This is a genomic window from Streptomyces sp. Wb2n-11 (assembly GCF_001049855.1).
Taxonomy (GTDB): domain Bacteria; phylum Actinomycetota; class Actinomycetes; order Streptomycetales; family Streptomycetaceae; genus Streptomyces; species Streptomyces altiplanensis.
Genome location: NZ_CVPB01000001.1, coordinates 1,044,335 through 1,068,892, shown reverse-complemented (window position 1 = coordinate 1,068,892; position 24,558 = coordinate 1,044,335). Strand labels below are relative to the sequence as shown.

General features: G+C 72.4%; 34 protein-coding genes. 24 read left to right on the top strand and 10 right to left on the bottom strand.

Features of this window, described 5'->3' with window-relative positions:
* Nucleotides 1–86: 86 nt before the first annotated feature.
* Nucleotides 87–476: a hypothetical protein gene (locus BN1555_RS04690; protein WP_093798120.1), complete on the bottom strand. Its 390-nt coding sequence runs from the start codon at nucleotides 474–476 to the stop codon at nucleotides 87–89.
* A 30-nt stretch (nucleotides 477–506) separates the two neighbouring features.
* Here BN1555_RS04690 and BN1555_RS04685 point away from each other — a divergent pair, with 30 nt between their 5' ends.
* The 16 genes from BN1555_RS04685 (at nucleotide 507) to BN1555_RS04620 (ending at nucleotide 9,150) form a co-directional block, all read left to right on the top strand.
* Entirely contained in the window at nucleotides 507–1,013 is a 507-nt protein-coding gene (locus BN1555_RS04685) for a hypothetical protein (RefSeq protein ID WP_093798118.1), read from the top strand.
* Nucleotides 1,014–1,159: 146 nt separating this feature from the next.
* Nucleotides 1,160–1,402, top strand: coding sequence for an acyl-CoA carboxylase epsilon subunit (locus BN1555_RS04680; RefSeq protein WP_093803182.1), 243 nt, complete (start codon nucleotides 1,160–1,162; stop codon nucleotides 1,400–1,402).
* A 56-nt stretch (nucleotides 1,403–1,458) separates the two neighbouring features.
* Nucleotides 1,459–2,406, top strand: a complete 948-nt coding sequence (locus BN1555_RS04675) for an alpha/beta hydrolase (RefSeq protein WP_093798116.1) — start codon at nucleotides 1,459–1,461, stop codon at nucleotides 2,404–2,406.
* Between the two features lie 56 nt (nucleotides 2,407–2,462).
* Nucleotides 2,463–2,588: a hypothetical protein gene (locus BN1555_RS40105; protein ID WP_255305879.1), complete on the top strand. Its 126-nt coding sequence runs from the start codon at nucleotides 2,463–2,465 to the stop codon at nucleotides 2,586–2,588.
* A 74-nt stretch (nucleotides 2,589–2,662) separates the two neighbouring features.
* Nucleotides 2,663–3,454, top strand: coding sequence for an MFS transporter (locus BN1555_RS40100; protein WP_255305878.1), 792 nt, complete (start codon nucleotides 2,663–2,665; stop codon nucleotides 3,452–3,454).
* On the top strand, nucleotides 3,346–3,915 hold the full coding sequence (locus BN1555_RS40095) for an MFS transporter (RefSeq protein ID WP_255305877.1): 570 nt from the start codon (nucleotides 3,346–3,348) through the stop codon (nucleotides 3,913–3,915). Before BN1555_RS40100 ends, BN1555_RS40095 begins: the two co-directional genes overlap by 109 nt.
* A gap of 51 nt (nucleotides 3,916–3,966) precedes the next feature.
* The gene (locus tag BN1555_RS04665) at nucleotides 3,967–4,290 is read left to right on the top strand and encodes a gas vesicle protein GvpO (protein WP_093803181.1); all 324 of its coding nucleotides are present in this window, start codon (nucleotides 3,967–3,969) and stop codon (nucleotides 4,288–4,290) included.
* Nucleotides 4,291–4,381: 91 nt separating this feature from the next.
* Nucleotides 4,382–4,813 carry a gas vesicle structural protein GvpA gene (locus BN1555_RS04660; RefSeq protein WP_093798114.1) on the top strand — a complete coding sequence of 144 codons (432 nt, stop codon included), beginning with the start codon at nucleotides 4,382–4,384 and terminating at the stop codon, nucleotides 4,811–4,813.
* Complete coding sequence (locus tag BN1555_RS04655; RefSeq protein WP_093798112.1) at nucleotides 4,810–5,526, top strand: GvpL/GvpF family gas vesicle protein; 717 nt, start codon at nucleotides 4,810–4,812, stop codon at nucleotides 5,524–5,526. The genes BN1555_RS04660 and BN1555_RS04655 overlap by 4 nt, the downstream gene beginning before the upstream one ends.
* A gap of 7 nt (nucleotides 5,527–5,533) precedes the next feature.
* Complete coding sequence (locus BN1555_RS04650) at nucleotides 5,534–5,770, top strand: gas vesicle protein GvpG (protein ID WP_093798110.1); 237 nt, start codon at nucleotides 5,534–5,536, stop codon at nucleotides 5,768–5,770.
* Nucleotides 5,767–6,363, top strand: coding sequence for a DNA primase (locus tag BN1555_RS04645; RefSeq protein ID WP_093798108.1), 597 nt, complete (start codon nucleotides 5,767–5,769; stop codon nucleotides 6,361–6,363). Before BN1555_RS04650 ends, BN1555_RS04645 begins: the two co-directional genes overlap by 4 nt.
* Before the next feature lie 79 nt (nucleotides 6,364–6,442).
* Nucleotides 6,443–7,447 carry an SRPBCC family protein gene (locus BN1555_RS04640; protein WP_093803180.1) on the top strand — a complete coding sequence of 335 codons (1,005 nt, stop codon included), beginning with the start codon at nucleotides 6,443–6,445 and terminating at the stop codon, nucleotides 7,445–7,447.
* Complete coding sequence (locus BN1555_RS04635) at nucleotides 7,444–7,782, top strand: gas vesicle protein (protein ID WP_093798106.1); 339 nt, start codon at nucleotides 7,444–7,446, stop codon at nucleotides 7,780–7,782. Before BN1555_RS04640 ends, BN1555_RS04635 begins: the two co-directional genes overlap by 4 nt.
* Nucleotides 7,779–8,639 carry a GvpL/GvpF family gas vesicle protein gene (locus BN1555_RS04630; RefSeq protein ID WP_093798104.1) on the top strand — a complete coding sequence of 287 codons (861 nt, stop codon included), beginning with the start codon at nucleotides 7,779–7,781 and terminating at the stop codon, nucleotides 8,637–8,639. Before BN1555_RS04635 ends, BN1555_RS04630 begins: the two co-directional genes overlap by 4 nt.
* Nucleotides 8,636–8,866, top strand: coding sequence for a gas vesicle protein (locus BN1555_RS41535; protein ID WP_093798102.1), 231 nt, complete (start codon nucleotides 8,636–8,638; stop codon nucleotides 8,864–8,866). The genes BN1555_RS04630 and BN1555_RS41535 overlap by 4 nt, the downstream gene beginning before the upstream one ends.
* Nucleotides 8,863–9,150: a gas vesicle protein K gene (locus BN1555_RS04620; protein ID WP_093798100.1), complete on the top strand. Its 288-nt coding sequence runs from the start codon at nucleotides 8,863–8,865 to the stop codon at nucleotides 9,148–9,150. The genes BN1555_RS41535 and BN1555_RS04620 overlap by 4 nt, the downstream gene beginning before the upstream one ends.
* A 93-nt stretch (nucleotides 9,151–9,243) precedes the next feature.
* Here BN1555_RS04620 and BN1555_RS04615 read toward each other — a convergent pair whose 3' ends face one another.
* Entirely contained in the window at nucleotides 9,244–9,414 is a 171-nt protein-coding gene (locus BN1555_RS04615; protein WP_093798098.1) for a hydrophobic protein, read from the bottom strand.
* Between the two features lie 69 nt (nucleotides 9,415–9,483).
* Between BN1555_RS04615 and BN1555_RS04610 the strand changes: the two genes are divergently transcribed.
* Nucleotides 9,484–10,500, top strand: a complete 1,017-nt coding sequence (locus tag BN1555_RS04610; protein WP_369688938.1) for a cation diffusion facilitator family transporter — start codon at nucleotides 9,484–9,486, stop codon at nucleotides 10,498–10,500.
* Here the strand turns inward: BN1555_RS04610 and BN1555_RS04605 are convergent.
* A complete protein-coding gene (locus tag BN1555_RS04605) occupies nucleotides 10,472–11,983 on the bottom strand; it encodes a bifunctional phosphatase PAP2/diacylglycerol kinase family protein (protein ID WP_093798094.1) in 1,512 nt (503 codons plus the stop codon). The genes BN1555_RS04610 and BN1555_RS04605 overlap by 29 nt on opposite strands.
* 96 nt (nucleotides 11,984–12,079) lie before the next feature.
* Nucleotides 12,080–13,228 (bottom strand): baeRF2 domain-containing protein, encoded by a 1,149-nt coding sequence (locus tag BN1555_RS04600; RefSeq protein ID WP_093798092.1) that lies wholly within the window; start codon nucleotides 13,226–13,228, stop codon nucleotides 12,080–12,082.
* A 64-nt stretch (nucleotides 13,229–13,292) separates the two neighbouring features.
* On the opposite strand from BN1555_RS04600, the gene BN1555_RS04595 reads away from it, so the two are divergent.
* A complete protein-coding gene (locus BN1555_RS04595) occupies nucleotides 13,293–13,889 on the top strand; it encodes a TIGR03086 family metal-binding protein (protein WP_093803179.1) in 597 nt (198 codons plus the stop codon).
* Nucleotides 13,890–13,914: 25 nt separating this feature from the next.
* On the opposite strand, the gene BN1555_RS04590 is transcribed toward BN1555_RS04595, so the two are convergent.
* Nucleotides 13,915–14,460: a type 1 glutamine amidotransferase domain-containing protein gene (locus BN1555_RS04590; protein WP_093798090.1), complete on the bottom strand. Its 546-nt coding sequence runs from the start codon at nucleotides 14,458–14,460 to the stop codon at nucleotides 13,915–13,917.
* 46 nt (nucleotides 14,461–14,506) lie between these two features.
* Entirely contained in the window at nucleotides 14,507–14,938 is a 432-nt protein-coding gene (locus BN1555_RS04585) for a CBS domain-containing protein (RefSeq protein ID WP_093798088.1), read from the bottom strand.
* A gap of 237 nt (nucleotides 14,939–15,175) precedes the next feature.
* Between BN1555_RS04585 and BN1555_RS38835 the strand changes: the two genes are divergently transcribed.
* Complete coding sequence (locus BN1555_RS38835; protein ID WP_176709950.1) at nucleotides 15,176–15,319, top strand: hypothetical protein; 144 nt, start codon at nucleotides 15,176–15,178, stop codon at nucleotides 15,317–15,319.
* Nucleotides 15,320–15,333: 14 nt separating this feature from the next.
* Complete coding sequence (locus tag BN1555_RS04580; protein WP_093803178.1) at nucleotides 15,334–15,603, top strand: DUF4235 domain-containing protein; 270 nt, start codon at nucleotides 15,334–15,336, stop codon at nucleotides 15,601–15,603.
* Nucleotides 15,604–15,728: 125 nt separating this feature from the next.
* Here the strand turns inward: BN1555_RS04580 and BN1555_RS04575 are convergent, their stop codons facing one another.
* A complete protein-coding gene (locus tag BN1555_RS04575; RefSeq protein WP_093798086.1) occupies nucleotides 15,729–17,522 on the bottom strand; it encodes a thiamine pyrophosphate-requiring protein in 1,794 nt (597 codons plus the stop codon).
* Nucleotides 17,523–17,803: 281 nt separating this feature from the next.
* On the opposite strand from BN1555_RS04575, the gene BN1555_RS04570 reads away from it, so the two are divergent.
* The gene (locus tag BN1555_RS04570; RefSeq protein WP_093798084.1) at nucleotides 17,804–18,598 is read left to right on the top strand and encodes an RNA polymerase sigma factor SigF; all 795 of its coding nucleotides are present in this window, start codon (nucleotides 17,804–17,806) and stop codon (nucleotides 18,596–18,598) included.
* Here BN1555_RS04570 and BN1555_RS04565 read toward each other — a convergent pair.
* Nucleotides 18,546–19,751: a PAS domain-containing protein gene (locus BN1555_RS04565; RefSeq protein WP_093798082.1), complete on the bottom strand. Its 1,206-nt coding sequence runs from the start codon at nucleotides 19,749–19,751 to the stop codon at nucleotides 18,546–18,548. The two genes, BN1555_RS04570 and BN1555_RS04565, sit on opposite strands and share 53 nt — an antisense overlap.
* Before the next feature lie 76 nt (nucleotides 19,752–19,827).
* Here BN1555_RS04565 and BN1555_RS04560 point away from each other — a divergent pair, with 76 nt between their 5' ends.
* The 3 genes from BN1555_RS04560 (at nucleotide 19,828) to BN1555_RS04550 (ending at nucleotide 22,957) form a co-directional block, all read left to right on the top strand.
* Complete coding sequence (locus BN1555_RS04560) at nucleotides 19,828–20,535, top strand: ANTAR domain-containing response regulator (RefSeq protein WP_093798080.1); 708 nt, start codon at nucleotides 19,828–19,830, stop codon at nucleotides 20,533–20,535.
* Between the two features lie 116 nt (nucleotides 20,536–20,651).
* On the top strand, nucleotides 20,652–21,869 hold the full coding sequence (locus BN1555_RS04555) for an aminotransferase class I/II-fold pyridoxal phosphate-dependent enzyme (RefSeq protein WP_093798078.1): 1,218 nt from the start codon (nucleotides 20,652–20,654) through the stop codon (nucleotides 21,867–21,869).
* A 38-nt stretch (nucleotides 21,870–21,907) separates the two neighbouring features.
* Entirely contained in the window at nucleotides 21,908–22,957 is a 1,050-nt protein-coding gene (locus BN1555_RS04550) for an MBL fold metallo-hydrolase (protein WP_093798076.1), read from the top strand.
* 36 nt (nucleotides 22,958–22,993) lie between these two features.
* Here BN1555_RS04550 and BN1555_RS04545 read toward each other — a convergent pair whose 3' ends face one another.
* Both BN1555_RS04545 and BN1555_RS04540 read right to left on the bottom strand, forming a co-directional pair.
* Nucleotides 22,994–23,620: a DedA family protein gene (locus tag BN1555_RS04545; protein ID WP_255305876.1), complete on the bottom strand. Its 627-nt coding sequence runs from the start codon at nucleotides 23,618–23,620 to the stop codon at nucleotides 22,994–22,996.
* A complete protein-coding gene (locus BN1555_RS04540) occupies nucleotides 23,617–24,396 on the bottom strand; it encodes an MBL fold metallo-hydrolase (protein WP_093798074.1) in 780 nt (259 codons plus the stop codon). Before BN1555_RS04540 ends, BN1555_RS04545 begins: the two co-directional genes overlap by 4 nt.
* Nucleotides 24,397–24,558 lie beyond the last annotated feature (162 nt).

Sequence of the window (24,558 nt, the reverse complement as noted above, 5' to 3'; positions counted from 1 at the left end):
TCCGTCGTTTTCCACCGCTTCCCCCCTTACCTCGGCACCGTCCTTCCCACCCGTAGGAGCACTCGTATGAGATTGAAGCGTCCACGTCATATATGGGCCGCCACCGCCACCGGCGCGCTGCTGGTCCTCACCGCGACGACGGGCCTGAGCACCGCCGCCGCGGTCCAGCCCGCGGCCCGGTCCGCCGTGGTCCAGTCCGCCGCCGAGGAGCAGGGCCGCCAGGTCCTGGAGATCAAGTCCTCCGCCGGCGGCATGGACGCGCCGGCCACCGCGCGCCCCGGCCAGATCACTTTCCGGGTCTCCACCACGGACCCCGCGTCGGGCTGGATATCGCTGGTCCGCCCGAAGCCCGGCGTGAGCTTCGGGGATTTCCGCTCCTCCCTGCTGAAGATCATCAATGCGGTCGGGCCCGACATCGTCGAGGCAGCGCCGAGATCCAGCAGAAGGCGGAACTGCTCGGCGGTACGGTCATCCACCCGAACCTCCCGGCGTCCTTCACCAGGACCGTGGAGCCGGGCACGTACTGGTTCTTCGACTACCAGCACATCCGGGCCGAGAACCCGCGCCACAGCGTCCTCGAGGTCAGCGGCGCCGCCGGCACCGCCGCGAGGCCGACTCCCACCGCCACCCTCACGGGCAAGCTGGTCGACGGCCGGCCGTACTGGGACCTCGACGGCACCGTGCAGGCGGGCCACGCGGTCCGCTTCCGCAACGCCATGCCCGCCGGTCAGAACATCGAGGCCATCTTCTTCCGCCTCGCGGAGGACACCACCGAGGAAGACGTACGGGCCTACGTCAACGACTTCGGCGACACCGGCGCGTTCCCGGACTACACCGGCCCCCTCGACCTGGACCAGGGCACCGGTGGGCTGCCCATGAACTCCGGCGAGACCTCGCTGCTCGAACTCACCTTCCAGCCGGGCCGTTACGTGGTGGTCGACTTCTTCAGCGACGCCAAGGACGGCAGCAGCCTCATCAAGCGCGGTCACTGGAAGATCTTCGAGGTGAAGTGACCTCCCGATGACCCCCGGTCGCCGGGGCCCGTCCGCGTGACCGCACCGACCGGGCGTACGGGCCCGGCGCCTTCCCCGGGCCCGTACGGCCCGCTCCCCCGATTTTCCCGCCCAGGACCGCGAAGACGGAGGCGACGGCCATGGACATGTCCGGAGCGACTGCTGAGACGTTCATACGCATCGAGAAAGGCGCCCCCGACGCCGACGAGCTGGCCGCGCTCACCGCGGTCCTGCTCGCCCGGGCGTCCGCCCGGGCGGACGGCGCCGGCACCGGGACGGACGAGGTCCGGGCCGTCGTCCGCTGGCGCCGTCCGGAGCGCTCCTCCGGCCACCGCACCCCGCGCAGTTGGCGAAGCGCCGCTCCCGGCGGGCACGGAAGGGCCGCATAAGCAGGGAACTCCTCGACCGCCGGACCAAGCCTCCTCCCCTCAGGAGTACTGATCAGATGGCAGAGCTACTGGATTCGAGTGCTCCGGAAGTCCGTGGCATCACTCTTGACGCAGGGGGCATCCCCGTCTCGGGCCTGGTCGCCGAGACATGGCCCCGGCCGCCGCGGGCCGTGGTGGTCGCCGTACACGGCGGCGGGATGCGGGCCGGTTACTTCGACAGCCGGTCCCGCCCCGGGCTTTCGCTGCTGACCCTCGGCGCGGAGCTCGGATACACCGTGCTGGCCGTGGACCGCCCCGGCTACGGCCGGTCCGCTCCGTGTCTGCCCGAGGGGCAGACGCTCCAGGAGCAGGCGGTGACCCTGCACGCCGCGCTGGCCGACTTCGCGGCCACCCACGACACCGGAGCGGGCTTCTTCATGGTCGCCCACTCCAACGGCGGCAAGCTCGCGCTGGCCGCCGCCGCGCACGAACGCGGCGACACCCTGCTCGGCCTGGACGTGTCGGGCCTGGGCAACCGGTTCGCCGTGTACCCGCACCAGTTGCCCGGCGCGGCGGGGCACGGTGAGTGGCGCCGGCACTGGGGCGCCCTGCGGCTCTACCCGCCGGACGCCTTCCGGCTCGGCCGCGAACTGCTGTCGCCGGTGCCGGCCAGTGAGGTGGCGGAGGGCCCGCTGTGGCCCGAGCTGTATCCCGGCATCGCCGCCCGCGTCCGGGTGCCGGTCCGCTTCACCTTCGCCGAGCAGGAGCAGTGGTGGCGGTTCGACGAGGAGGCCGTCGCCGCGCTCAGGCATCCGCTGGCCGCGCCGAAGGTGCTGGTCGACCACCAGCCGAACGCCGGCCACAACATCAGCCTCGGGTGGGCGGCCCGTACGTATCACCTCCGCGCGCTGGCCTTCCTGGAGGAATGCCTCCTGGCCCACGACGCGGCGCTCCCGGAGGCCCGCCACGGATCCGCCGAGCGGCGGGCGGCGGCCGGCCTGGAGTGTGTGAGCAGTCCGGTCTGAACCGGCCGGTGATCCGTCCGGTCCTTCCAGCAGATCCGAAGGAGAGGCAGGCAGAGGTGGGCGCAGACGTCATCGAGCACGAAGCCACGCCCCGCGAAGAGCCGCACGCCCCACGGCCGGCGCTCCTCGCCGGTGAGGAGGGGGAGAACCCCGACCGCCACATCTTCCGCGGCACCGACTGACGGAGCCGGGTAACGACAGCGACGACGAGTCACCCCCGCGACCCGGTCCGCCCCCGGGCCGGGGGAGGAGCACCATGAGGAACACCCTCGCCGGAATGTTCCAGTCTCTGACCGTCCGCAACTTCCGGCTGTTCGCAGCCGGGCAGTTGGTCTCCGTCGGCGGCACCTGGATGATGATCGTGGCCCAGGACTGGCTCGTGCTCTCCCTGACCGACGACTCGGCCTCCGCCCTGGGCGTGATCACCGCCCTGCAGTTCGCACCCCTGCTGCTGTTCACGCTCCACGCGGGGGGCCTCGCCGACCGTCACGACAAGCGCCGGCTGCTGATGGGCGCCAACCTCGCCTCGGGCGTGCTGGCCGTGCTGCTCGGCGTGCTGGTGCTGGCGGGAGGGGTGCGGCTGTGGCATGTCGGTCTGTTCGCGCTGGGAATCGGCCTGGTCAACGCCGTCGAGATACCGGCCCGGATGTCGTTCGTCAGTGAACTGGTCGGCGCCGACCTGCTGCCCAACGCGTCCGCGCTCAGCGCCGCCTACTTCAACACCGCGCGGGTGCTGGGCCCGGCTGCGGCGGGCCTGCTGATCAGCTGGTTCGGTACCGGAACGGTGATGCTGGTCAACGCCGTGAGCTATCTGGCGACAGTGGCCGGACTGTGGCTGATCCGCCCCGACGAACTGCACCGTGGCGCCCGGCGCCCCGGCGCGCCCGCGTGGCGGACGGGATCCGGCACGTGGTGGCCCAGCCCGACCTTCTGCTGCCGATGGCGCTGGTCGCGGTGGTCGGCATGCTGGGCTTCAACTTCCAGCTCACCCTGCCGCTGCTCGCCAAGACGGTCTTCCACGCCGATGCCGCCGCCTTCGGGCTGCTGACCACGGCGCTGGCGGCGGGTTCGCTCGGCGCGGCCTTCGCCACGACCCTGCGCCGGGGCAGACCGCCGCTCGGTCTCGTCATCGGGACGGCGGCCGCGTTCGGTGCGGTGCAGATCCTGGCGGGTCTCGCGCCGACCTACACCATGGCCGCGGTGGCGCTGTTCTTCACGGGCTTCGCGTCCGTCTGCTTCGCGCAGGCGGCCAACCACCGGATCCAGCTCGGCACCGATCCGGCCTACCGCGGCCGGGTGATGGCGCTCTACACCTTGGTCTTCCAGGGCACCACCCCGCTCGGCGCGCTTCTCGTCGGCGGCCTGTCCGAAACCCTGGGCGCCCGGTCCGGTCTCCTCGTCGGCGGTGCGGCCTCGGTCCTCGCCGCGGGCGCCGCGATCGCCTTCCACCTCCGCCGGACCCGGCCCGCGGACGAGACCGCCGACCGCCCTGTCGAGTCCGTGCGCTGACGCAGAGGGTTTGGATCCGGTGTGGCGGGTTACCCGAAGTCGGAGGGTGACATGACATCTCAGAACAGCAACACGCCTAAGAACAAAGAGAGTTCGCAGTCCCCGGCGGAAAGCCGGCCGGGCCCGATGGAAGTGCTGCGCGGCGCGCGGGCACAGCTGGCGGAGCTCACCGGTATGGAAGCCGAGTCCGTCTCTTCCTTCGAGCGTACGGAGGGCGACGGCTGGATGCTGCGGGTCGAGGTGCTCGAACTCGCCCGGGTCCCCGACACGATGAGCCTGCTCGCGTCGTACGAAGTCACACTCGACGCCCAAGGAGCACTCACCGGGTACCGACGTGTCCACCGCTACGAGCGCGGCCGGGCGGACCGTTCATAGACACCCATAGATATCTGACAAAACGGAAACATTAGATACATCTGACAAACCGGCAAGTCCGGTACACCCGACAAGAGGAGGGCCGGTCAGCATGACCGTAGTCCCGGCACAGCAAGGCGGAGGCGGCGGCGGTACCAGCGGCCTCTACGACGTCCTGGAGCTCGTCCTCGACCGGGGTCTCGTCATCGACGCGTTCGTACGTGTCTCCCTGGTCGGCATCGAGATCCTCAAGATCGACATCCGGGTCGTGGTGGCGAGCGTCGACACGTATCTGCGCTTCGCCGAGGCGTGCAACCGCCTCGACCTCGAAACCGGCGCCAACAAGAGCCCCGGCCTGCCCGAGATCGTCGGTGAGGTCACCGAATCCGGCGCCAGGGGCAAGTCCAAGGGCGCGCTGTCCGGCGCCGCCGAGACCATCTCGGACGCGTTCCAGCAGGCCCGCAGCGGCGGTGACGGCCAGTCCGAGTCGAAGCCCCGCGCCCGCCGCACCACCACGTCCCGCCGGAAGGAGGAGCAGGAGTGAGTACGTACGTCTACGGCATCGCACGCGGCAGTCACCCGGAGCTCCCCGAGCAGACGACCGGCGTCGGAAACCCGCCGATGCCCGTGCGCGCCCTCAGGGTCGGTGAACTGGCCGCCCTGGTGAGTGACGCGCCCGAGGACCTCAGGCCCAAGCGCCGCGACCTGCTGGCGCACCAGACCGTCCTCTCGGAGGCGGGCGCCGTGGGCGCCGTGCTGCCGATGCGCTTCGGCAGCCTGTCGTCCGACGACGAGTCGGTGCGCACGGTCCTCGCGGAACGCGAGAAGCACTACCTGGAGCGCCTCGACGCACTCGACAACAAGGTCGAGTACAACGTGAAGGCCTCGCACGACGAGGAGGCCGTCCTCCACCAGGTCCTCGCGGAGGACGCCGAACTGCGCGCGCTCAACGAGGCCAACCGTGCGGCCGGCGGCGGCACGTACGAGCAGAAGCTGCGGCTCGGCGAACGCGTCGTGGCCGCGGTGCAGCAGCGCGAGAAGCGCGACGGCGAACTGGTGAGGCAGGCCCTGGAGGCGGCGGCGGGAGCCGTCAGCCCCGGGCCCGAGAGCTCCGGCTGGCTGGCGAACGTCTCCTTCCTGGTCGACCGCGACCGCACCGCGGACTTCGTGGAGGCGGTGGACGCCCTGCGCAAGGAGCACCCCCACCTCGTCCTCCAGGTCAACGGCCCGCTGCCGCCCTACAGCTTCGTGGAGTGAGGGCCTGATGGGCCTCCTGGGAGAGTTGCTGCTCCTGCCCCTGGCCCCTGTCCGCGGCACCTCATGGGTGCTGCGGCAGGTGGTCACGGAGGCGGAGCGGCAGTACTACGACCCCTCGGCCATCCAGCGAGAACTCTCCGCCCTGGAGCGGCAGCTCGAGGCGGGGGAGATCGACGAGGCCGAATTCGACCGCCGTGAGGACGAGCTCCTCGACCGGCTGGAGAAGAGGAACCCGACGACATGAACAACAGACTCGCGATGGGCCTCGCGGTGGGCGCGGGCTATTTCCTCGGACGCACGAAGAAGGCGAAGCTCGCCTTCGGCATCGGCACCATGGTGATGGGCAAGAAGCTCCAGCTCAGCCCGCGCGCGCTCGCGGAGCTCGCGTCCTCGCAGCTCCAGAACAACCCCCAGTTCAAGGAGATCGGCGACCAGCTGCGCGAGGACCTGCGCGGGGTCGGCAAGGCCGCGACGGGCGCGCTCGTGACCCGGCAGATCAACGCGGTCGCCGACCGGCTGCACGACCGGAGGCTGGACGTGGAGGACCGGCTCGCGGGCGTGGTCCCCGACGACGTACCGGATCTGCGGGACGAGGACGAGGACGACGGCGAGGACGAGGTCCGGGAGGAAGAGCCGGAGGAGCGCGACGAGCCCCGGCAGCGGTCGGAGCCGGACGGTGAGCGGCGTGAACGCCGCAGGAAGGCACCGGCCAGGAAGGCCCCGGCGGCGGCGAAGAAGACCGCGGCGAAGAAGACCGCGGCGAAGAAGACCGCGGCGAAGAAGACCGCCGCGAAGAGGACCGCCGCCGCCCCGAAGGGAGGCCGGAGCCGTGGCTGACACCAAGGGGTCCCAGTCCCTGCTGAGCGGGGACAACGAGGCGACGCAGCGGCTGAAGGAGGAACTCCAGTCGTACCTCATGGCGCAGGCCGTACGGATGCTGACCGGCGCGGGCCGCAAGCTCGGCGAGAGCACCCTCAAGCTCAACGACATCGCGGAGGGCAGGAGCCCCGGATTCGCCGAACTCGCGAAGAAGGGCGGCCAGAAGCTCGCCGAGGGCAAGGGGCCGGTGCGCGGCGCCCTCGAGATCGGCGCCTCCCACCTCAAGGACAACGCGATGGACGCGCTCAAGGGCCTGGGCGACAAGAGCAGGAAGGGCGGCGGCGGCAACAAGCCGGTCGTCATCATGGAGCACGTCGACGTGGGCGTTCCGGTCCGTGACGCGTACGACCAGTGGACCCGGTACCAGGACTTCTCCACCTTCGCGAAGGGCGTCAGGAGCGCGGGCTCCGCCGACGACACCACGTCGGACTGGAAGCTCAAGGTCTTCTGGTCCAACCGCAGCTGGAAGGCGCACACCACCGAGCAGGTGCCGGACACGAGGATCGCCTGGACGTCCGAGGGCGCCAAGGGCACCACGAAGGGCGTCGTCACCTTCCACCCGCTGGGCGAGAACCTCACCCGGGTGCTGCTGGTCATGGAGTACTACCCCAAGGGGCTGTTCGAGAAGACCGGCAACCTCTGGCGCGCCCAGGGCCGGCGGGTCCGTCTGGACCTGAAGCACTTCGCCCGGCACATCTCGATCAAGGGCGAGGCCGAGGACGGCTGGCGCGGCGAGATACGGGACGGCGAGGTCGTGCGCAGCCACGACGACGCGGTGGTGGAGGAGGAGGGCGAAGAGCAGCCGCAGGAAGAAGAGGAAGAGGCGGAGCCCGAGGGCAAGTACGAGGACGAGGAGTACGCCGACGAGGACGACGAGCCCGAGGCGGAGGAAGCAGGGGCAGAGGAAGAGGAGGAATACGCCGCGGAAGACGAGGCCGAGGACGAGGACGAGGCCGAGGACGAAGGCGAATACGAAGAAGAGGACCCCGACACGCGAAAGCAGCGTGAATACGCGGACAGCGGAATCCGGGACAGCCGATGACGTCCCCGGTGAACGGCCTTCCCGACTCGTACGGTTCCAATGGGGGCGCGAATCTCGCCGATATCCTTGAACGGGTACTGGACAAGGGAATTGTCATCGCGGGAGACATCAAGATAAATCTCCTCGACATCGAACTGCTCACCATCAAGCTGCGCCTCATCGTCACCTCCATCGACAAGGCGAAGGAAATGGGAATCGACTGGTGGGAGGACGATCCGTCCCTCTCCTCCGGTGCCCGTCGCCGTGAACTCGCCGAGGAGAACGAGCGGTTGCAGCGGCGCATCGCCGATCTGGAGGCGGCGCCCGCACTTGAGGACCGCAAGGACCAGGAATGAACGAACTGCGCTACGTGTACGCGGTCACCCGGCCCTTCGAGGGCGTACTCCCCGAAGGCGTACGCGGCCTCGACGGTGAGCCGCCCCGCCTGCTCCACCACGACGGCCTCGTCGCCGTGGTCAGCCCGGTCCCGGCCGAGGACTTCGGTGAGGCACCGCTCAAGAAGCACCTGGAGAACCTCGACTGGCTCTCCGCGACCGCCCGCACCCACGAGGCCGTCGTCGGCGCCCTGACCACCGTCACCTGCCCCGTGCCGCTGCGCCTGGCCACCGTGTGCGTCGACGACAGCGGTGTACGCCGGCTGCTCGACACGGGCCGGGACCGCTTCGTGCAGACGCTGGAACGGCTGGACGGGCGGGTCGAATGGGGCATCAAGGTGTACGCCGAGCCCGAGCCTGAACCCGAGCCGGAGCCCGCGCGGGAGCCGCCCGAGGCGCCTCAGGCACAAGCCGCCGATGCCGCCCCCGCGACGACCGGCCGGGACTACCTGCGCCGACGGCTCAGCCGGCGCCAGGCGCGCGAGAGCTCTTTCGAGCGCGCCGACGCCCTGTCGCGCAGGCTGCACGCGGAACTCTCCCTGCGCGCGGAGGCCGCCGCCCTGCACCGCCCGCAGGACGCACGGCTTTCCGAGGCGCCCGGGCAGAACATCCTCAACGCGGCGTACCTGGTGCCGCGGGGGACCAGCGAGGAGTTCGTGGAGGAGGTCGGCCGGCTCACCCCGAAGGACCGGGGCGTACGGGTGGAACTCACCGGGCCCTGGGCCCCGTACTCCTTCGCGGGGCAGGCCGGGCACCCGGAACAGCCGGAACGACCGGGGCAGCCGGAACAGCCGGTGCGGGGGGAGGCCGGCCGATGACGCCCCCCGGCACCGTGCCCTCCGACGCCGCGCCCCTCGCCCAGCGTGAGCTCGCTCTCGTCGACTTGCTGGACCGGCTGCTGGCGGGCGGGGTGGTGATCGCGGGCGACCTGACCCTCCGTATCGCCGACGTCGATCTTGTGCGCGTCGACCTCAACGCCCTCATCAGCTCCGTCAACGCCAACGTGCCGTCCCCGTTCGAGGAGGAAGAGGAGGAGCGCCCGTGACCACCGAGAGCCGCCGTGTGGAGCTCGACGCCGACACCGTCGAGCGCGATCTCGTCAAGCTCGTCCTGACGGTCGTGGAACTGCTGCGCCAGCTGATGGAACGCCAGGCGCTGCGCCGCGTGGAGACCGGGGACCTCAGCGAGGAACAGGAGGAGCGTATCGGGATGACGCTGATGCTCCTGGAGGACCGGATGGATGTGTTGCGCACACGGTTCGGCCTCGAACCCGAGGACCTCAATATCGACCTGGGACCCCTGGGGCCCCTGCTGCCCCGAGGCGAATAGAAGCGGGAAGGGAAGGGAGAGGCAGAGAAATGGAAACGGGGCGGTGGCCCGAAGGCCGCCGCCCCGCTCCTCCTGTCTCTCCCTGTGCCGTTTCTACCATCGGTACCAGCGGGACCGGGTGCCCGTGGACGATGTGCTGCGCAGCAGGAATCCCAGCAGCCAGATGACGAGAACCGCGATGGCGATCCACCAGAGAATCTCCACTGCGAATCCGGCGCCGAAGAGAATCAGTACGAGAAGCAGGACCAGAAGGATGGGAACCATGGCGTGCACCTCCTGAACTCTTGAGTTCCCCGAATTTTGCCCTCGTACACGAATGCAGGGAGACCTGGTGTGACCGAAAAGCCCGACCGCAGGACACGGATCACGGTCCTGGTGGCGCTCGCCGCCAATCTCGTCATCGCCGCCGCCAAGACCGTCGGCGGACTGGTGTCGGGATCACCCGCCCTGCTCTCGGAGGCGGCGCACTCCGTCGCGGACAGCGTCAACGAGGTCTTCCTGCTCGCGTCCCTGCACCGCAGCCGCCGCCCGGCCGACGGGAAGCACCCCTTCGGATACGGCAAGGAGCGCTACTTCTGGGCCCTGCTCGCCGCCGTCGGCATCTTCGTCATGGGCGGCTGCTTCTCCTTCTTCCAGGGCCTCGAAGCGCTCGGCGGAGCCAGCGGCGAGGAGTCGTACACCGGCTACGTCGCCGGGCTCGCCGTCCTGGGTGTCGCCTTCCTCGCCGAGGGCGCCTCCCTGGCCCGCGCCCTCTACCAGGTGCGGCGCCGGCCGGGCACCGGACCGGTCCGGGACCCGGCCCTGCGCACGGTCGTCGCGGAGGACGGCACCGCCGTCGTCGGGGTGCTCCTCGCCGCGGCCGGCATGGCGCTCCACATGACGACGGGCGACGCCGTCTACGAAGCCGTCGCGTCCTTCTCCATCGGCCTCCTGCTCGTGTACGTCGCCTACCGGCTCGGCCGGGACGCCAGGGCCCAGCTCGTCGGCGAGGCCGCCGACCCCGAACTGCGCGAGAGCATCCGCGCGCTCGTCGGGGCCCAGCCGGAGATCGACAACGTCGCCGAACTGCTGACGATGCGGCTCGGCCTCGACTCGCTCCTGGTGGCCGCCCGCGTCGACCTGACGCCGGGGCTGGACAGCGAGGAGGTGGAGCTCGCCTGCGTACGCATCAAGCGCTCCGTGCGAAAGACCTGGCCGCAGGCCGACCAGGTCTTTCTCGACATCACGGAGGCCCCTTCCGACGAGGCCCCCCAAGAGCCCCCAGAACCTCCGGAGCCCCAGGAGGTCCATGAGCCCCATGATTCCCAGGGTCTCCGAGCCGCTACTGGGCGAGCGGACGGTACACGGTGAGTGCTTCGTCGGCCTTGTCGATGAGGAACTCCGGGGGCGCCTCCGCCACTTCGCCGTCGTACGCGAGCAGCGTCCCCGGCGCCAGCCCCGAGATCCACACCCTGCGCAGCCGCTGCGCCGCGTGGACGGGCGAGCGGCTCAGCGGCCCCGCGAGCGCCGCGGCCAGTAGCCGCAGGCCGGGCAGCCGGCCGCCGTGCACCACACGTACGTCGAGCAGCCCGTCGGCCAGGTCGAGCCGCCGGCCGGGGGTCGGGCCGAAGCGCTGGTACATGCCGTTGCCCGCGAACAGCATCCACAGCGCGCGGCGGCGCCCCTTGTGCTGCCCGATGGTCGCGTCCAGCGGCCGCTCGGCGCGCAGCACCTCCACCGCGGCCAGTACGCCCGCGGGCCAGCCGCCGATGCGCGGGGCCCAGTGCTCCCTGATCCGCACCAGCTCGGGATAGACACCCAGGCTGAAGGTGTTGAGGAAGTGGCCGGGCTCGCCGTCCGGCCCCGGGCCGGGGGTGAACCGGCCCAGGTCCACCCTGACCGCGTCGCCGCTCGCCAGGGCCCGGCAGGTGTCCTGGACCTCCTCGATGCCCAGGTCGTACGCGAAGTGGTTCAGCGTGCCGCCGGGGAAGACGGCCAGCGGCACCCGGTGGCGGGCGGCGGTCACCGCCGCCCGGTTGACCGTGCCGTCCCCACCGCAGATCCCGAGCGCCCGGCCCTGCTGCGCCGCCTTCTCCAGCGTGGCCGTCAGCTCGTCGGGCTCGCACTCGACGACCTCGGCGCGCGGCAGCGCGTCCCGTACCGCGACCGCCCTGGCCGTCGCGGAGCCCGACCGCTTGTTGACCACGACGACCAGACCCCGGCCCTCGGGCAGCGCGGGCGCTTCGGCGTACGGCCTCCCCGGCGCGGGGATCTGCGCCCGGGTCGGTACGAGCCCGCGCACCGCGAACGCCGCCCCTATGCCCAGCGCCGCCCCGACCAGCACATCACTCGGATAGTGCGCGCCCGTGTAGACGCGGGAGAAGGCCACGGACGCCGCGACCGGGGCGACGACCGCGCCCCACCCCCTGGACTCCAGCGCCACTCCCGTCGCGAAGGCGGCGGCGGAGGCCGAGTGCCCCGAGGGGAAGGACGTGGTGATCGGCTGGCGCTTGAGCTGCCGGATCATCGGCACCGCGTCCAGGACGGGCCTGCCCCGGCGCACCGAACGCTTCCCCACGGTGTTGACGGTGAGGGAGGCCAGTGCCAGCGAGGCCACCCCGCGCGCCGCGGCCCGGCGGGCGCGGGTGGAGCCGCCGAAGACCGCCATTCCGGCGGCGGCACCGAACCACAGCACGCCGTGGTTCGCTCCGTGGCTCAGCCGCGGCAGGACGCGGTCGGCGCCCGGCCAGTGGTGGGTCGCGACGCTGTGGAAGAGCCCCCGGTCACGGGCGCTCAGCCAGGCGGCGATCCGCCCCGGCCCTCGGAGCGGGTCATGCGCTTTGGGTGAAGACATGGCACGCGAGTACCCGGCGCGACGCCTTCCGAATCCAGCGGCACGCCGGGCGGGCCCCAAGGTCCGGGGGGCGGGGCGGTGTCCCGGCCCCCCGTGTCACGTCCCGTCCGGCCGCGACCACCGCAGCAGCGCGCCGAGGCCGCCCGCAGGCCCCGCGTCCGGCGTGCCGTCGCCGTCCGGCGGGACACGGATCGCCTCGGCCCCGGTCATGGCGGCCGAGCGCAGCAGCGCGTCGTCGGCGCGGGCGGCGAACGGCTCGCGCTCGCTCAGGTACCGCGCGTCCGTACGGCGTACCGCCAGCTGGTCGGGCTCCTCGCCCACCCACACCTCGCGTCCGGCGTCGGGTCCTTCGGGGTCCACCAGCAGTTCCGAGATCCGGTGCTCGCGCGCCGCGTCCACGAGCGCGGGCACCCCTTCGGCCGCCACGACGGTGCCGCCGTCCGCCGACGGGGTCCGCGCGGCGCGGAAGCGCTCCAGTTCGGCGGCGGCCCGCTTGCGCGCGTGCGCCTGCCTGGCCCGTTCCACGTCCTCGTCCAGCAGCCGGGAGCCGGACCCGGCCGACCGGCCGCCGTGGTCCGTCTCGACGACCAGGGGCTTCAGCCGCTGCGGCAGCGCGTCGTGCACGGCGCGCCGCTCGCGCTCGTCGCCCGCCAGCACCAGCAGCCCGGCCCGGGTCTCCTCCTGACAGGCACTCAGCGCCTCGGCGGTGTCGCGGGCGTTCTGCTCCCAGGTGTTCTCGACCTTCAGCTGGAAGTGGCGCTCGGACCAGTCGTCGCTCGCGGTGCGGTGCACCGGCCAGTCCTCGCCGTGGATCTGCCCGGCGGGACGGCTGCCGAGGGTGGTGCGCAGTTCGAAGTCGGCGCCCTTGCGGTCGATGTACGCGACGAGGCAGACCGGTTCCTCGCCCGCGAGGCCCAGCAGCGGGCCGACCCGCGGCAGCGCGGACCAGCTCGCCACGGGGGCCGGTGGGCGGGTGGCCAGCGGCGGGTCCAGCACCACTTCGCCGCCCCGTGCGAAGACGGCGCGGCCGGCCGGCGCCGCGCCGTGGGTGTACGAGACCAGGGCGTCGTACACGGCGTACCCCGTCGCCTCGTCGGCCCCCTGCTCCAGCAGGTCGCGGCAGGCCTGGCGGGCGTGCAGCTCACGCCGTTCCGGCGTGGACTCGTCGACGGTGGACGTATCGACATAGACGGATGCCCAGGGGCCGGGACGTTCGTACAGTGGGGTGAGGAATGAGAGGTCCATTTCTCCCTCCGGGATGTCTGGTGGGGCGTGCGCCCCGGGTACCCGAAGGTGAACCATGAACACCATGGAACCGAACACGAACCCGCTCCTCTCACGCCACGACGAGGCGCTCGCCCTCTTCGGCGGCCATGTGCGGGCCGTACGGCAGGACCAGTGGCAGGCGCCGACCCCCTGCACCGAGTGGTCGGTGCGCGATCTCGTCAACCACCTGACCGTGGAACAGCTGTGGGTGCCGCCGCTGGTGACCGAGCGGCGCACGATCGAGGAGGCGTATGAGGGCTCCTTCGACGTCGACATCGACGGCGACGTGCTCGGCGACGACCCGGTGGCGGCCTGGGAACGGGCGGCGGCGGGCGCGCACGAGGCGTTCGCCGCGCCGGGAGCGCTGGAGCGGACCGTACAGCTGTCGTACGGGGAGACCTCGTGCGCGGCGTACTGCGCGCAGATGGTGACCGACCTGGTGGTGCACGCGTGGGACCTGGCGCGGGCGATCGGCGCCGACGAGCGGCTGCCCGACGGCCTGGTCGACTTCGCGGTGCGTGAAGTGGGGCCGCACTCCGCCGAACTGGAGAAGAGCGGCCTGTTCGCCGCTCCGGTGGAACCGCCCGCCGGAGCCGGCGTACAGGCCAAGCTGCTCTCCCTGCTGGGGCGCCGCGTCTGACGGCCCGGACCACCCGCTCGCCGGGCTACTTCGCGGAGGAGCGGGCGAACTCCTGGGTGAAGGTCTCGCAGAACGCCTTGAGGTCGTCCGGCTTGCGGCTGGTGATCAGCGTGGCGGGGGCCGCGTCACAGACCTTCACCTGTTCGTCGACCCAGGTGCCGCCCGCGTTGCGGATGTCCGTACGCAGACTCGGCCACGAGGTCAGGGTCCTGCCGCGCACGACGTCCGCCTCGACGAGCGTCCAGGGGCCGTGGCAGATGGACGCGACCGGCTTGCCCGCGTCGAAGAAGGCGCGGACGAACGCCACCGCCTTCTCGTCCATGCGCAGGAAGTCGGGGTTCGCGACGCCGCCCGGGAGCACCAGGGCGCCGTACTCCTCGACCGACGCCTCGCCGGCCACCTGGTCGACGGGGAAGGTGTCCGCCTTGTCGAGGTGGTTGAACGCCTGGATCCTGCCCGGCTTCGTGGAGACCAGCCGGGGCGTGTCACCCGTGTCGGTCACCGCCTGCCAGGGCTCGGTGAGTTCGACCTGCTCGACGCCCTCGGGCGCCACGAGAAACGCGATCCGCATGGTGATCCTTCCGTGTGACTGCTTCGGTGCTGTGTGCCGTCCTGCCTCAGGTGCCGGCACCTGAGCCGGGTGCCGCCCGGCTGATGTCGGCGAGCGCCGACCGCGGGTCCCGGATCTCGGCGAGGTCGCCGATGCTCACCACGCCGAGCGGCAGGCCGCCCTCGACCACGGGAAGCCGTCGGACCGCGTGCTGCCGCATCAGGGCGACCGCCGTCGACACCTCGTCGTCCGGGCCGACGCACACCGTGGCCGGCGTGCATACGGACTCGGCGCTGACCGTGAGGGGATCGACGCCGTCCGCGACCGCGCGCAGCGCGATGTCCCGGTCGGTGAGCACCCCGATCAGCTGGTTGTCCCGCGCCACCAGCACATCACCGATGTCCTGCGCGCGCATCAGCTGCGCGGCTTCCACCAGCGAGGCGTCGGGGCGTACCGCCGCGACGCCTGCTGTCATGACTTCCCTCACGTACCGGGCCATGGGTGCCCGCCTCATCTCTTCATTCGCGCTGTCGGCCATTGGCGCGGGTACCCGTGGCACGGGCGGCAAACGTCCGCCGTCACGAGGTGTTTGAGCCCGGTCGCGGAGGGGGACCCGGTACGCGGCCGAGCGGCTGTGCGGGAAGAGGAACGGGAGCCCGAGGCCGCGCACGACGGTCCGGGGTGCGCGTACCGGCGGCCCGGTGTCGCAGGCCGTTCCCTCAGGGAGGGCGGAGCCATGGCGGGTTTAGCCGTGCTGATCCCGGTAATCATTCCGGTTCTCATGCTGGGCGTGATCGTCGCACTCGGCCGCTACGAAGAATTCATACTGTCGGCGGAGGCGAAGGACCGTGATCCGGTCGGCCGGCCCGTCGGCAGCTGATGCGGGAGAGGTACATGGCAGAGAAGGGCACAGTGCTGTACAAGCCTGCGGGGATGCTCCTGGGCATGGCCGCGGGCATGCTGGCGGGCATGGCGTTCCAGCGTCTGTGGAAGACGGTCGCGGGCGAGACCGAGGCCCCCCAGCCCATGGACCGGGACGGACGCTGGCGCGAGATCCTCCCGGCCGCCGCGCTGCAGGGCGCGACGTTCGCGGTGGTCCGCGCCGCGGTGGAGCGCGGCGGAGCGATCGCGGTCCACCGGGCGACCGGCCACTGGCCGGAGTGACCCGCACGCCCTCGGGGCGTGGTGTTCACGAGCGGCGGGCGGGTTCGGGGACCGAACCCGCCCGCCGCTCGCGTGCGGCCCCTGCGGGGCCGGATCCGGGGCCGGTCCCGGATCCGGCCCTCCGGTCAGCCCGCGTCCCCGCCGGGGAGGAACTCCTGGAGCTTCGACTTCAGGCCCTGCCTCACCACCGCGCCGGCCTCCGCGTCACCCTTGACGAGAGCCGACGCCGTCGCCTCGATCTGGTCCCACGTCGCGTGCGGCGGGACCGGCGGCACCGACGGATCGGTGACGAAGTCCAGCACCACCGGGCCCTCCGCCGACAGCGCGGCCCGCCACGCGCCCTCCACCTCCTCCGGCTTCTCCACCCGGATCCCGGTGAGGCCGACCGACTCGGCGAACGCCGCGTACGACACGTCGGGGAGCGACTGCGACGGCAGGAAGGACGGGGCTCCGCCCATCGCGCGCAGCTCCCAGGTCACCTGGTTGAGGTCCCGGTTGTTCCAGACGGCGACCACCAGCCGCGGGTCCTCCCACATGTGCCGGTACTTCGCGACGGAGATCAGCTCCGCCATGCCGTTCATCTGCATCGCCCCGTCACCGACGAGCGCGATCGCCGGACGGTTCGGGTGGGCGAACTTCGCCCCGATCGCGTACGGCACGCCGCACCCCATCGTGGCCAGCGTCCCCGACAGCGACGCCCGCATGTCCCCGCGCAGCCGCACGTGGCGCGCGAACCAGTTGGTGGCCGACCCCGAGTCGGCCGTGATCATCGCGTGGTCCGGCAGCAGCGGGGACAGCGCCGCCGCCACGTGTTCCGGATTGACCGGGTCGGCCGACAGGGAGGCCCGCCGCTCCATGACCTCGGTCCACCGCGCGACGCCCGCGCAGATCTCGTCGAACCAGTCCCGCGACTCCTGGCGCCGCAGCAGCGGGATGAGCTCGCGCAGCGTCGCCCGCGCGTCGCCGACGAGGTTCACCTCGTACGGGTAGCGCATCCCGATCATATGCGGGTCGATGTCGATCTGCACGGCCCGCGCCTTGCCGAACTCCGGCAGGAACTGGGAGTACGGGAAGCTGGAACCGATGGTCAGCAGCGTGTCGCAGTCCCGCATCATCTCGTACGACGGACGGGTGCCCAGCAGCCCGACCGAGCCCGTGACGTACGGCAGCTCGTCGGACAGCACGTCCTTGCCGAGCAGCGCCTTCGCGACCCCCGCCCCCAGCAGCTCCGCGACCTCCGCGACCTCGGCGCGCGCCCCGGCCGCGCCCTGACCGGCCAGGATCGCGACCTTGTCGCCGGCGTTGAGCACGTCGGCCGCCCGCCGCAGCGCGTCCGGCGAGGGCATCGCCGTCCAGCTGCTGCGGTCCAGGCTGGAGGGGACCATCTTGAAGGCGTGCGGCGGCGGAGTGTACTCCAGCTCCTGCACGTCCGCCGGCACGATGACCGCGGTCGGACAGCGCCGGGCGTACGCCGTGCGGATCGCCCGGTCCAGCACGTTCGGCAGCTGCTCCGGCACGGTCACCGTCTCCACGAAGTCGGAGGCGACGTCCTTGAACAGCGAGTGCAGGTCGACCTCCTGCTGGTACGAGCCGCCCATCGCGCTGCGCGCGGTCTGGCCGATGACGGCCACCACCGGCACGTGGTCGAGCTTGGCGTCGTACAGGCCGTTGAGGAGGTGGATCGCGCCGGGCCCGGAGGTCGCGACGCACACGCCGAGCCGGTTGCCGAACTTCGCGTACCCGACGGCTTCGAACGCGGCCATCTCCTCGTGCCGGGACTGGATGAAACGCGGCTGGTCCTCGGCGCGGCCCCAGGCGGCCAGCAGGCCGTTGATGCCGTCCCCCGGATAGCCGAAGACGCACTCGACTCCCCACTCGCGCAGGCGCGACAGGATCCGGTCGGCAACATCGGTGCTCATATGGGGGCCTCCTACGGGCTGTGCGGAGCGGCTGGACATGCGGAGCGGCCGAAAAGGCAGCACTGTGCCGAGTACCAGGGATGCGGCGACGGAAACCGGACGCCCGCGAACCCGACCCGTTTGGCGTGCCGAGGCGGGGGCACGTGCTCCATGTGCTTCGGACCGGAGGCACGTCCGTGGGAGCGGCAATGAGCTCCGGACGTGTCACGTCCAGGAGCCCGGCAGCCTCCCCACGGTGACACCCGTCCGCCGTCTGCACCGTTCAGGGAGTTGCAACGAAGATGCGTACAACCGCCGTTCGCAGGACGCACCCACACGACGACGCCCCCGACACCACCGATGCCTTCCGCCGCTTGTGCGCCATGCCCGAGGGCGAGGAGCGGGACGCCGTGCGCCGGGAGATCGTGAACGCCTGGCTGCCGATGGCGGACCGGCTCGCTGGCCGGTTCCGCAATCGCGGCGAGGCCATCGAGGACCTGCGTCAGGTGGCCGCACTGGGCCTGGTCAAGGCCGTCGACCGGTACGATCCGGACCGCGGCTCGGCCTTCGAGAGCTTCGCCGTGCCGACCATCACCGGCGAGATCAAGCGGCACTTCCGCGACCACATGTGGACCCTCCACGTGCCGCGCCGCGTCCAGGACCTCCGCAACCGGGTCCGCGCCGCCAGCCAGGACCTGGCCACGACCGTGTCGGGCCGTGCCCCCACCGTCGCGGAGATCGCCGAGCACGCCGGCATGAGCGAGGAGGAGGCCCGCACCGGGATGGAGGCGCTCGACTCCTTCACCGCCCTGTCCCTCGACGCCCAGCTGCCCGGTACGGGCGACGGGTACTCGCTCAGCGACGCCCTCGGCGGCCTCGACGGCGCGCTCGACGTCATCGTCGACCGCGAGGCGGTCAAGCCGGCGCTCAACCGGCTCCCCGAGCGCGAGAAGAAGATCCTCTACATGCGCTTCTTCCGGGACATGACGCAGAGCCGCATCGCCGAGGACCTCGGGCTCTCCCAGATGCACGTCTCCCGGCTGATCAGCCGCTGCTGTACCCGCCTGCGCGACGAGGCTCTGCGGGACGCCGCATAGCGAGCGCGGCATGGCGCGACACCAGGTCCATGGCCTGGCCCTCCGCCATCGAGAACGCCCGTCGGGCGCCCGTACGGAAAAGGGTGAGCACCCCCTGCACGGGCCCGGTGGACCCGCCGTCGGCCGGCGCCGTCAGCGGCACGCACAGCAGTGAGGTGACGTCCGCCCGTACGAGCACGGGGTCGCCCGCCGGATCCCGGCCGAAGCCGTCCGTGTCCTCCGGCTGCACCTGGAGGGACGCGCAGCCGCCGCGGGCGGCCTCCCTCACCAGCGGGCACGAGGCCGGGTCCTGACCCGCCACCGCCTGTGCAAGGGCCTGGGCGCCGGGGTCCCCCGGACCGAGGACCAGGGCGCGCTTGAGCCGCCTGCCCGCGACGGCGTCGGCGACCACCCAGTCGGCGAACCGCCCGTGCAGGGTCCGCGCGGCGCCCGCGAGAACCCCCTCCCGGTCGCCGGGCGCGACGGACAGCAGCTGTGTGGTCATCGCGTCGACGAGATCCATCAGTTCCGCGTGACGGGTCGTCTCCGACAGGTCCGGCAGCGTGGGGCGCCGCCCCGCCGCGACGGCCCCCGGAGCCGGGTACGCACCGATGGAGAGGCCCGGCTGGAGGACGGTGAGCACCACCGGATGCGGCTCGTCCGGCGGGCGCAGCGCGCTCATGGTGGCCAGCAGCCGTTCGTGCGGGCGCTGCTGGAGATGGACGGTCAGACTCCGGTCGCCTTCGCCGCGGGCCACGGCCGCGGCCTGCGAGCGGAACGCGGCCCGGTCACCGGGGCTGAGGAGGGCCGTCAGCGGCCGTCCCGTCGCATATCCGGCCCGTACACCGGTGAGCCCCGTCGCGGCGAAGTTCATCCGCCGTACGACGGTGTCCCTGTCCACCAGGGCCACCGGCAGCGGCAGCCGCTGGAACAGGGCCTTGAGCTCCTGTCGCTCCTGTCGCTCCTGCCGGTCGGGGGAGGGGGCGTTGGGGGCGGCCGCCTTCAGCTGCTCGTACCGCGGCCACAACGTGTCGGCGACGTGCCGGAGTTCGAAGAGGGCCGCGTCCAGAAGGGCGAGATGTTCATCGGGAGGCAGGGCACGGCCCGCCCTCAATTCACCGACCCGCCTGACGAAATCCGCCAGTTCCGCGCCGAAGTCGTCCGTCTGCGTCATACGAGAAAGCTAACCGGTCCAGCGGTTTTGCGGACCCGGGGACGGGAAGCCGCATCACGACAGGGAGGACGCCGCCATGCTGACCGAGCAGGAACCCCAAGGACCGGAGTCCGACTCCGTGGTGCGCAGGCTGTCCGAGCTGGCGCAGCAGTCCGCGCGCTGCGCCCCCGCCTGCTGCGGCGCCGTGGCGACGATCGCCGACGGCGGCACGGAACGGCGCACCACGGCGACCCACCCGGACCTGGCCGCGCTCGCCTCCGTCCAGCTCGACCTCGGTGACGGACCGATCCCGACCGCGCTGGACCGGGGCGAACCCGTGGACACGGAGGACCTGCTGAACGAGGAGCGGTGGCCCCGGTACCGGGCCCTGGCGCTCGATTCCGGGGTGAGGGCCAGCATGACCATTCCGTTCTGCCGGGCCGGCATGGAGGTCACCGTCAGTCTCTACAGTTTCCGCCCCGGCTCCCTGGAGCGCGCGGCGTACGGCCCGGTGGGCGTCCTCGGCGAGCAGACCACCGCGAGCCTGGTCCGTGACCGGCGCTACCGCGAGGCCCTCGCCGAGGTCGGCCAGCTGGAGACGGCGCTGCGCTCGCGCGCCGTGATCGACCAGGCCAGCGGCATCGTGATGCATGTACTGCGCTGCGACAGCGACGAGGCGTTCGCGGTACTGCGGCAGATGTCGCAGCGGACGAACCGCAAGCTGGCGGAGGTCGCCGAGGCGGTCGTCCGCAGCAGGGGGCGCGGCCTGGAGAGCACCCTGGCCCGGTTCGCACCGCGTCCCTAGGGGCCCGCCTCCCGGGCCCGGCCCCAGAAGCGCCGCGCTGGAACCACCCGTATAACCGTATACGGGGCAAGTAACCGTATACAGGGTGATCCGATCGGTGTGGAGGTGACGGCATCATGCAGCGGACGGCCGAGGAAGGCCGCGGCCCCGTCCAGTACGGGCCGCCCGCCCCCGAGCCCGGCCTGCCCGTCCTGCCCGAGCTGTCCGCCGTGCTCGCCGCCGCCGCCGGACGCACCGACCCCGAGCCGCCCGGCGGCGGCCCCGCGCTGCGCGGGGCCGCCGCCGCGTACTGGCGGCGCCGCGGGCTGCACGCCGACGCGGGGTGCGTGGCCGCCGCGTCCGGCGCGCAGCCGCTGCTGTTCGCGCTGATGGCGGCCGTCGGCGGCGACGTCCTGCTGCCGCGCCCCTGCCCCGCCTGGTGGGTGCCGCAGGCCACCATGCTCGGCCGGACCGCCTACCACGTGCCGACGCCGGCCGAGTGCGGCGGCGTACCCGATCCGTTCGCGCTGCTCGAAACCGTACGGCGGGTCCGCGACGAGGGCGGCGACCCGCGTCTGATGCTGCTCTGCGTCCCCGACGACCCGACCGCCACCGTCGCCCCGCCCGAGCTCGTGCACGAGGTCTGCGAAGCGGCGGTCTCCGAAGGCCTGCACATCGTCAGCGACGAGACCTGGGCCGATACTTTGCACCGGCCGCAGGAGACGGTGTTCCTCAGCCCCGCCGAGATGTTCCCCGGCCAGGTGACCGTCCTCGCCGACCTGGCCGGGGCGTACACACCGGCGAGCTGGCCGACGGCTGTCGCCCGCTGCCCCCTCACCGGGCAGGGGGCGGCGCTGCGCGCCAGGGCCCTCGACCTCCTGACCGCGATCGGCGCCGTGGTGCCGGGGCCCGTCGCCGAGGCTGCGGCGTACGCGCTCGGTGAGCCCGGGCCCGTCGCCGACAGGATCCGGGCCGCCGCCGCGCTGCACGCGCGCGTGGCCGCCGCCGCGCACCACGCGGTCCTCGCCTCCGGCGCGCTCGCCCGCCCGCCGCACGCCGGCCGCCACCTGTACGCCGACCTCGGACCGCTGCGCGCCGGCCTCGCCGCCCGGGGGGTGGACGACTCCATGGACCTGGAGGAGTACCTGAGCGCACGGCTGGAAACCCTTGTCCCCGGAGGCCACCGGTTCGGTGACGAAATGGGCGCGCTGCGTGTCCGGATCGCGACCGCCCCGCTGCTCGGGTCAACCCCGGAGCAGTGCCTGGAGTCTCTTGCAGCAACCGACCCACTGGAACTGCCCCACGTGGCCCGAGCGTTGAGCGCGTTCGTGAAGGCCTTCGACGAACTTCGATGACCCTACGCAGGCTTACGCCACCGAACGGAGCACCCTTGATGACGGAGACGCAGCAGCAGGCCGAGCGCTCTCTCGCCGCCCCCGCCGCCCCCGCCCCTCCTGCCGTCCCCGGCACCCCCGCCCCGCCCCGCCCCCTCGGTGAGGTCCGTTCCTGGCCCCGGTCGTTCGCCGACCGCCTCACCACCCCGCTCCCCGGTGTGAAGGCCTTCGCCAGATTCGCCCGCGAGGGCGCCATACGGCCGAGCCCCGAGGGCCTGCGCGACATCGCGCTGCTGCCCTACGAACCCGGCCCGTTGCCCGCCGCCGGGACCTCCACCCTCGCCGTCACCTGGGCGGGCCACGCCAGTTGGGTGGTGCGCATCGGCGGGCTCACGGTCCTCACCGACCCCGTCTGGTCGCGGAAGATCCTCGGCACGCCGGCCCGCGTCACCCCCGTCGGCGTGCCCTGGGAGGACCTGCCGCGGATCGACGCCGTGGTCATCAGCCACAACCACTACGACCACCTGGACGCCCCCACCCTCAAGCGGCTCCCGCGCGACACACCGCTGTTCGTCCCGGCGGGGCTGGCCCGCTGGTGCCGGCGCCGCGGCTTCACCCGGGTCACCGAGCTCGACTGGTGGGAGGCCGCCGAACTGGGCGGCGTGCGCTTCGACTTCGTCCCCGCCCACCACTGGAGCAAGCGCTCCCTCACCGACACCTGCCGCTCGCTGTGGGGCGGCTGGGTGCTCACGGACCGCCAGGGCCCGGGGCAGAGCGTCTACTTCGCGGGCGACACCGGCTACGGCCACTGGTTCAAGGAGATCGGCGCCCGCCACCCGGGCATCGACCTCGCGCTGCTCCCCATCGGCGCGTACGACCCGCGCTGGTGGCTCAGCGACGTGCACACGGATCCGGAAGAGGCCGTACAGGCGTGCCAGGACCTCGGGGCGGCGCGCATGGCGCCCATGCACTGGGGCACGTTCGTCCTCTCCGCCGAGCCGGTCCTGGAGCCGCTGACCCGGGTGCGCGCCGCCTGGCAGCAGGCGGGCCGGCCGCGTGAGCAGTTGTGGGACCTGCCGATCGGCGGCTCACGCGTACTGGAACCCTGACGGTGCGCCGGGGAAGCCGCGCCCGGCAGCCCGGTACTACGCGCCCCGCAGCCTGCGCCACACCGCCGACGCCCCGCTGATCAGCAGCGTCAGCGCCACCGCCGCGACCACGCCCTGCCACGGCTCGGGGAAGAGCGAACCGCCGAGGATGCCGATCAGCTGGTACGCCGCCGCCCAGGCGAGGCACGCCGGGACGTCGCCCCGGGCGAAGCCGCGCATCGGCATCGTCGACAGCAGGCACGCGAGCATCACCGGTATGCGTCCGGCCGGCACGAGGCGGGAGAGCACCAGCACCTGCGCCCCGTGCTCGTGCAGTTTGCGCCGCGCCTGTTCGAGACGGTCGGGCGCGGCCCGGCCGCGCAGCGTCTCCAGCAGGCGGGAGCCGTTCATCGAGCGGACCCCGCGCAGACCGAGCCAGTACAGGCCTATGTCGCCCAGGAACGCGGCGGACGCCGCCAGCGCGAAGACGACGAGCAGCGCGAACGGGTCGCTGTGGTGGAAGGCCACCACGGCGGCCGTGCTCACCAGCGCACCCGTCGGCACCACCGGCACCAGCGACCCCAGCAGCACCAGTAAAAACAGCGCCGGATAGCCGATCGCCTGCTGGGTCGACTCCGGGGGCACCTGGCGCACCACGTCCTGCACGAGCACGGCGTGGCTCACCGGCCGGCCTCCGGACGGACACTCTCGCCGTGTCCGAGCCGGTGCACCGCGACCTCCGGTGCGAGCCGCGCCGCCTGCCGCACGAACTCGTCGCCCGGGGCGTGGAACTCGTGCGGCCTGACCCCGTCCATCCCGATCGGCCAGTACGTGCCGTAGTGCACCGGCACGGCCGAGCGCGGCGCGATCCGCGCGAGCGCCTGCGCCGCCCGCCGCGCGTCCAGGTGACCGTGCCCCAGGAAGGGCCCCCAGCCGCCCACCGGAAGCAGGGCCACGTCGACGGGTCCCACGGCGTCGGCCATGCCGTCGAAGAGCCCGGTGTCCCCGGCGAAGTACGTGCGCGCCTCACCGGTGACGACGTAACCGAGCGCGGGGGCGCGGTGCGGCCCCATCGGCAGCCGCCGCCCGTCGTGCAGCGCAGGGACCGCCCGTACGACCAGATCCTTCACCCGCACCTCGTCGCCCGGCTCCACCTCGGTGATGCGCAGCCCGAGCCCTGGGAGCCGGCGCAGGCCGGGCACGGCCCGCGCGGCGCCGCGCGGCACGATCAGCGCGGTGCCGGGCGCGAGGCGGCGCAGCGACGGCAGGTGCAGGTGGTCGGAGTGCAGGTGCGAGACGAGCACGGCTTCGGCCTCGGCCGCCTCGGGCGGCGGCAGCGCCCCGCGCCTGCGGCGCAGGTGGGCGAGGCGCCGCGCGAAGAGGGGGTCGGTCAGCACCCGTGTCCCGGAGTCCGCGACGGTGCAGGTGGCGTGTCCCCACCAGGTGATCTCCACCGACACGAACGGCCTCCTCGCTGGGAACGTCTCCGGTACGAGCGTAGGCGGTGCCGGTCCGGGCAGTCACTCCGGACGACGGGGGGCTCTGTCACGCGTGCGGGGACTCCGCTCCTCCTCCCCTGGGCATGACCGGAGTAGGGTCGTCGGCGACGGCAGCCGGCACAA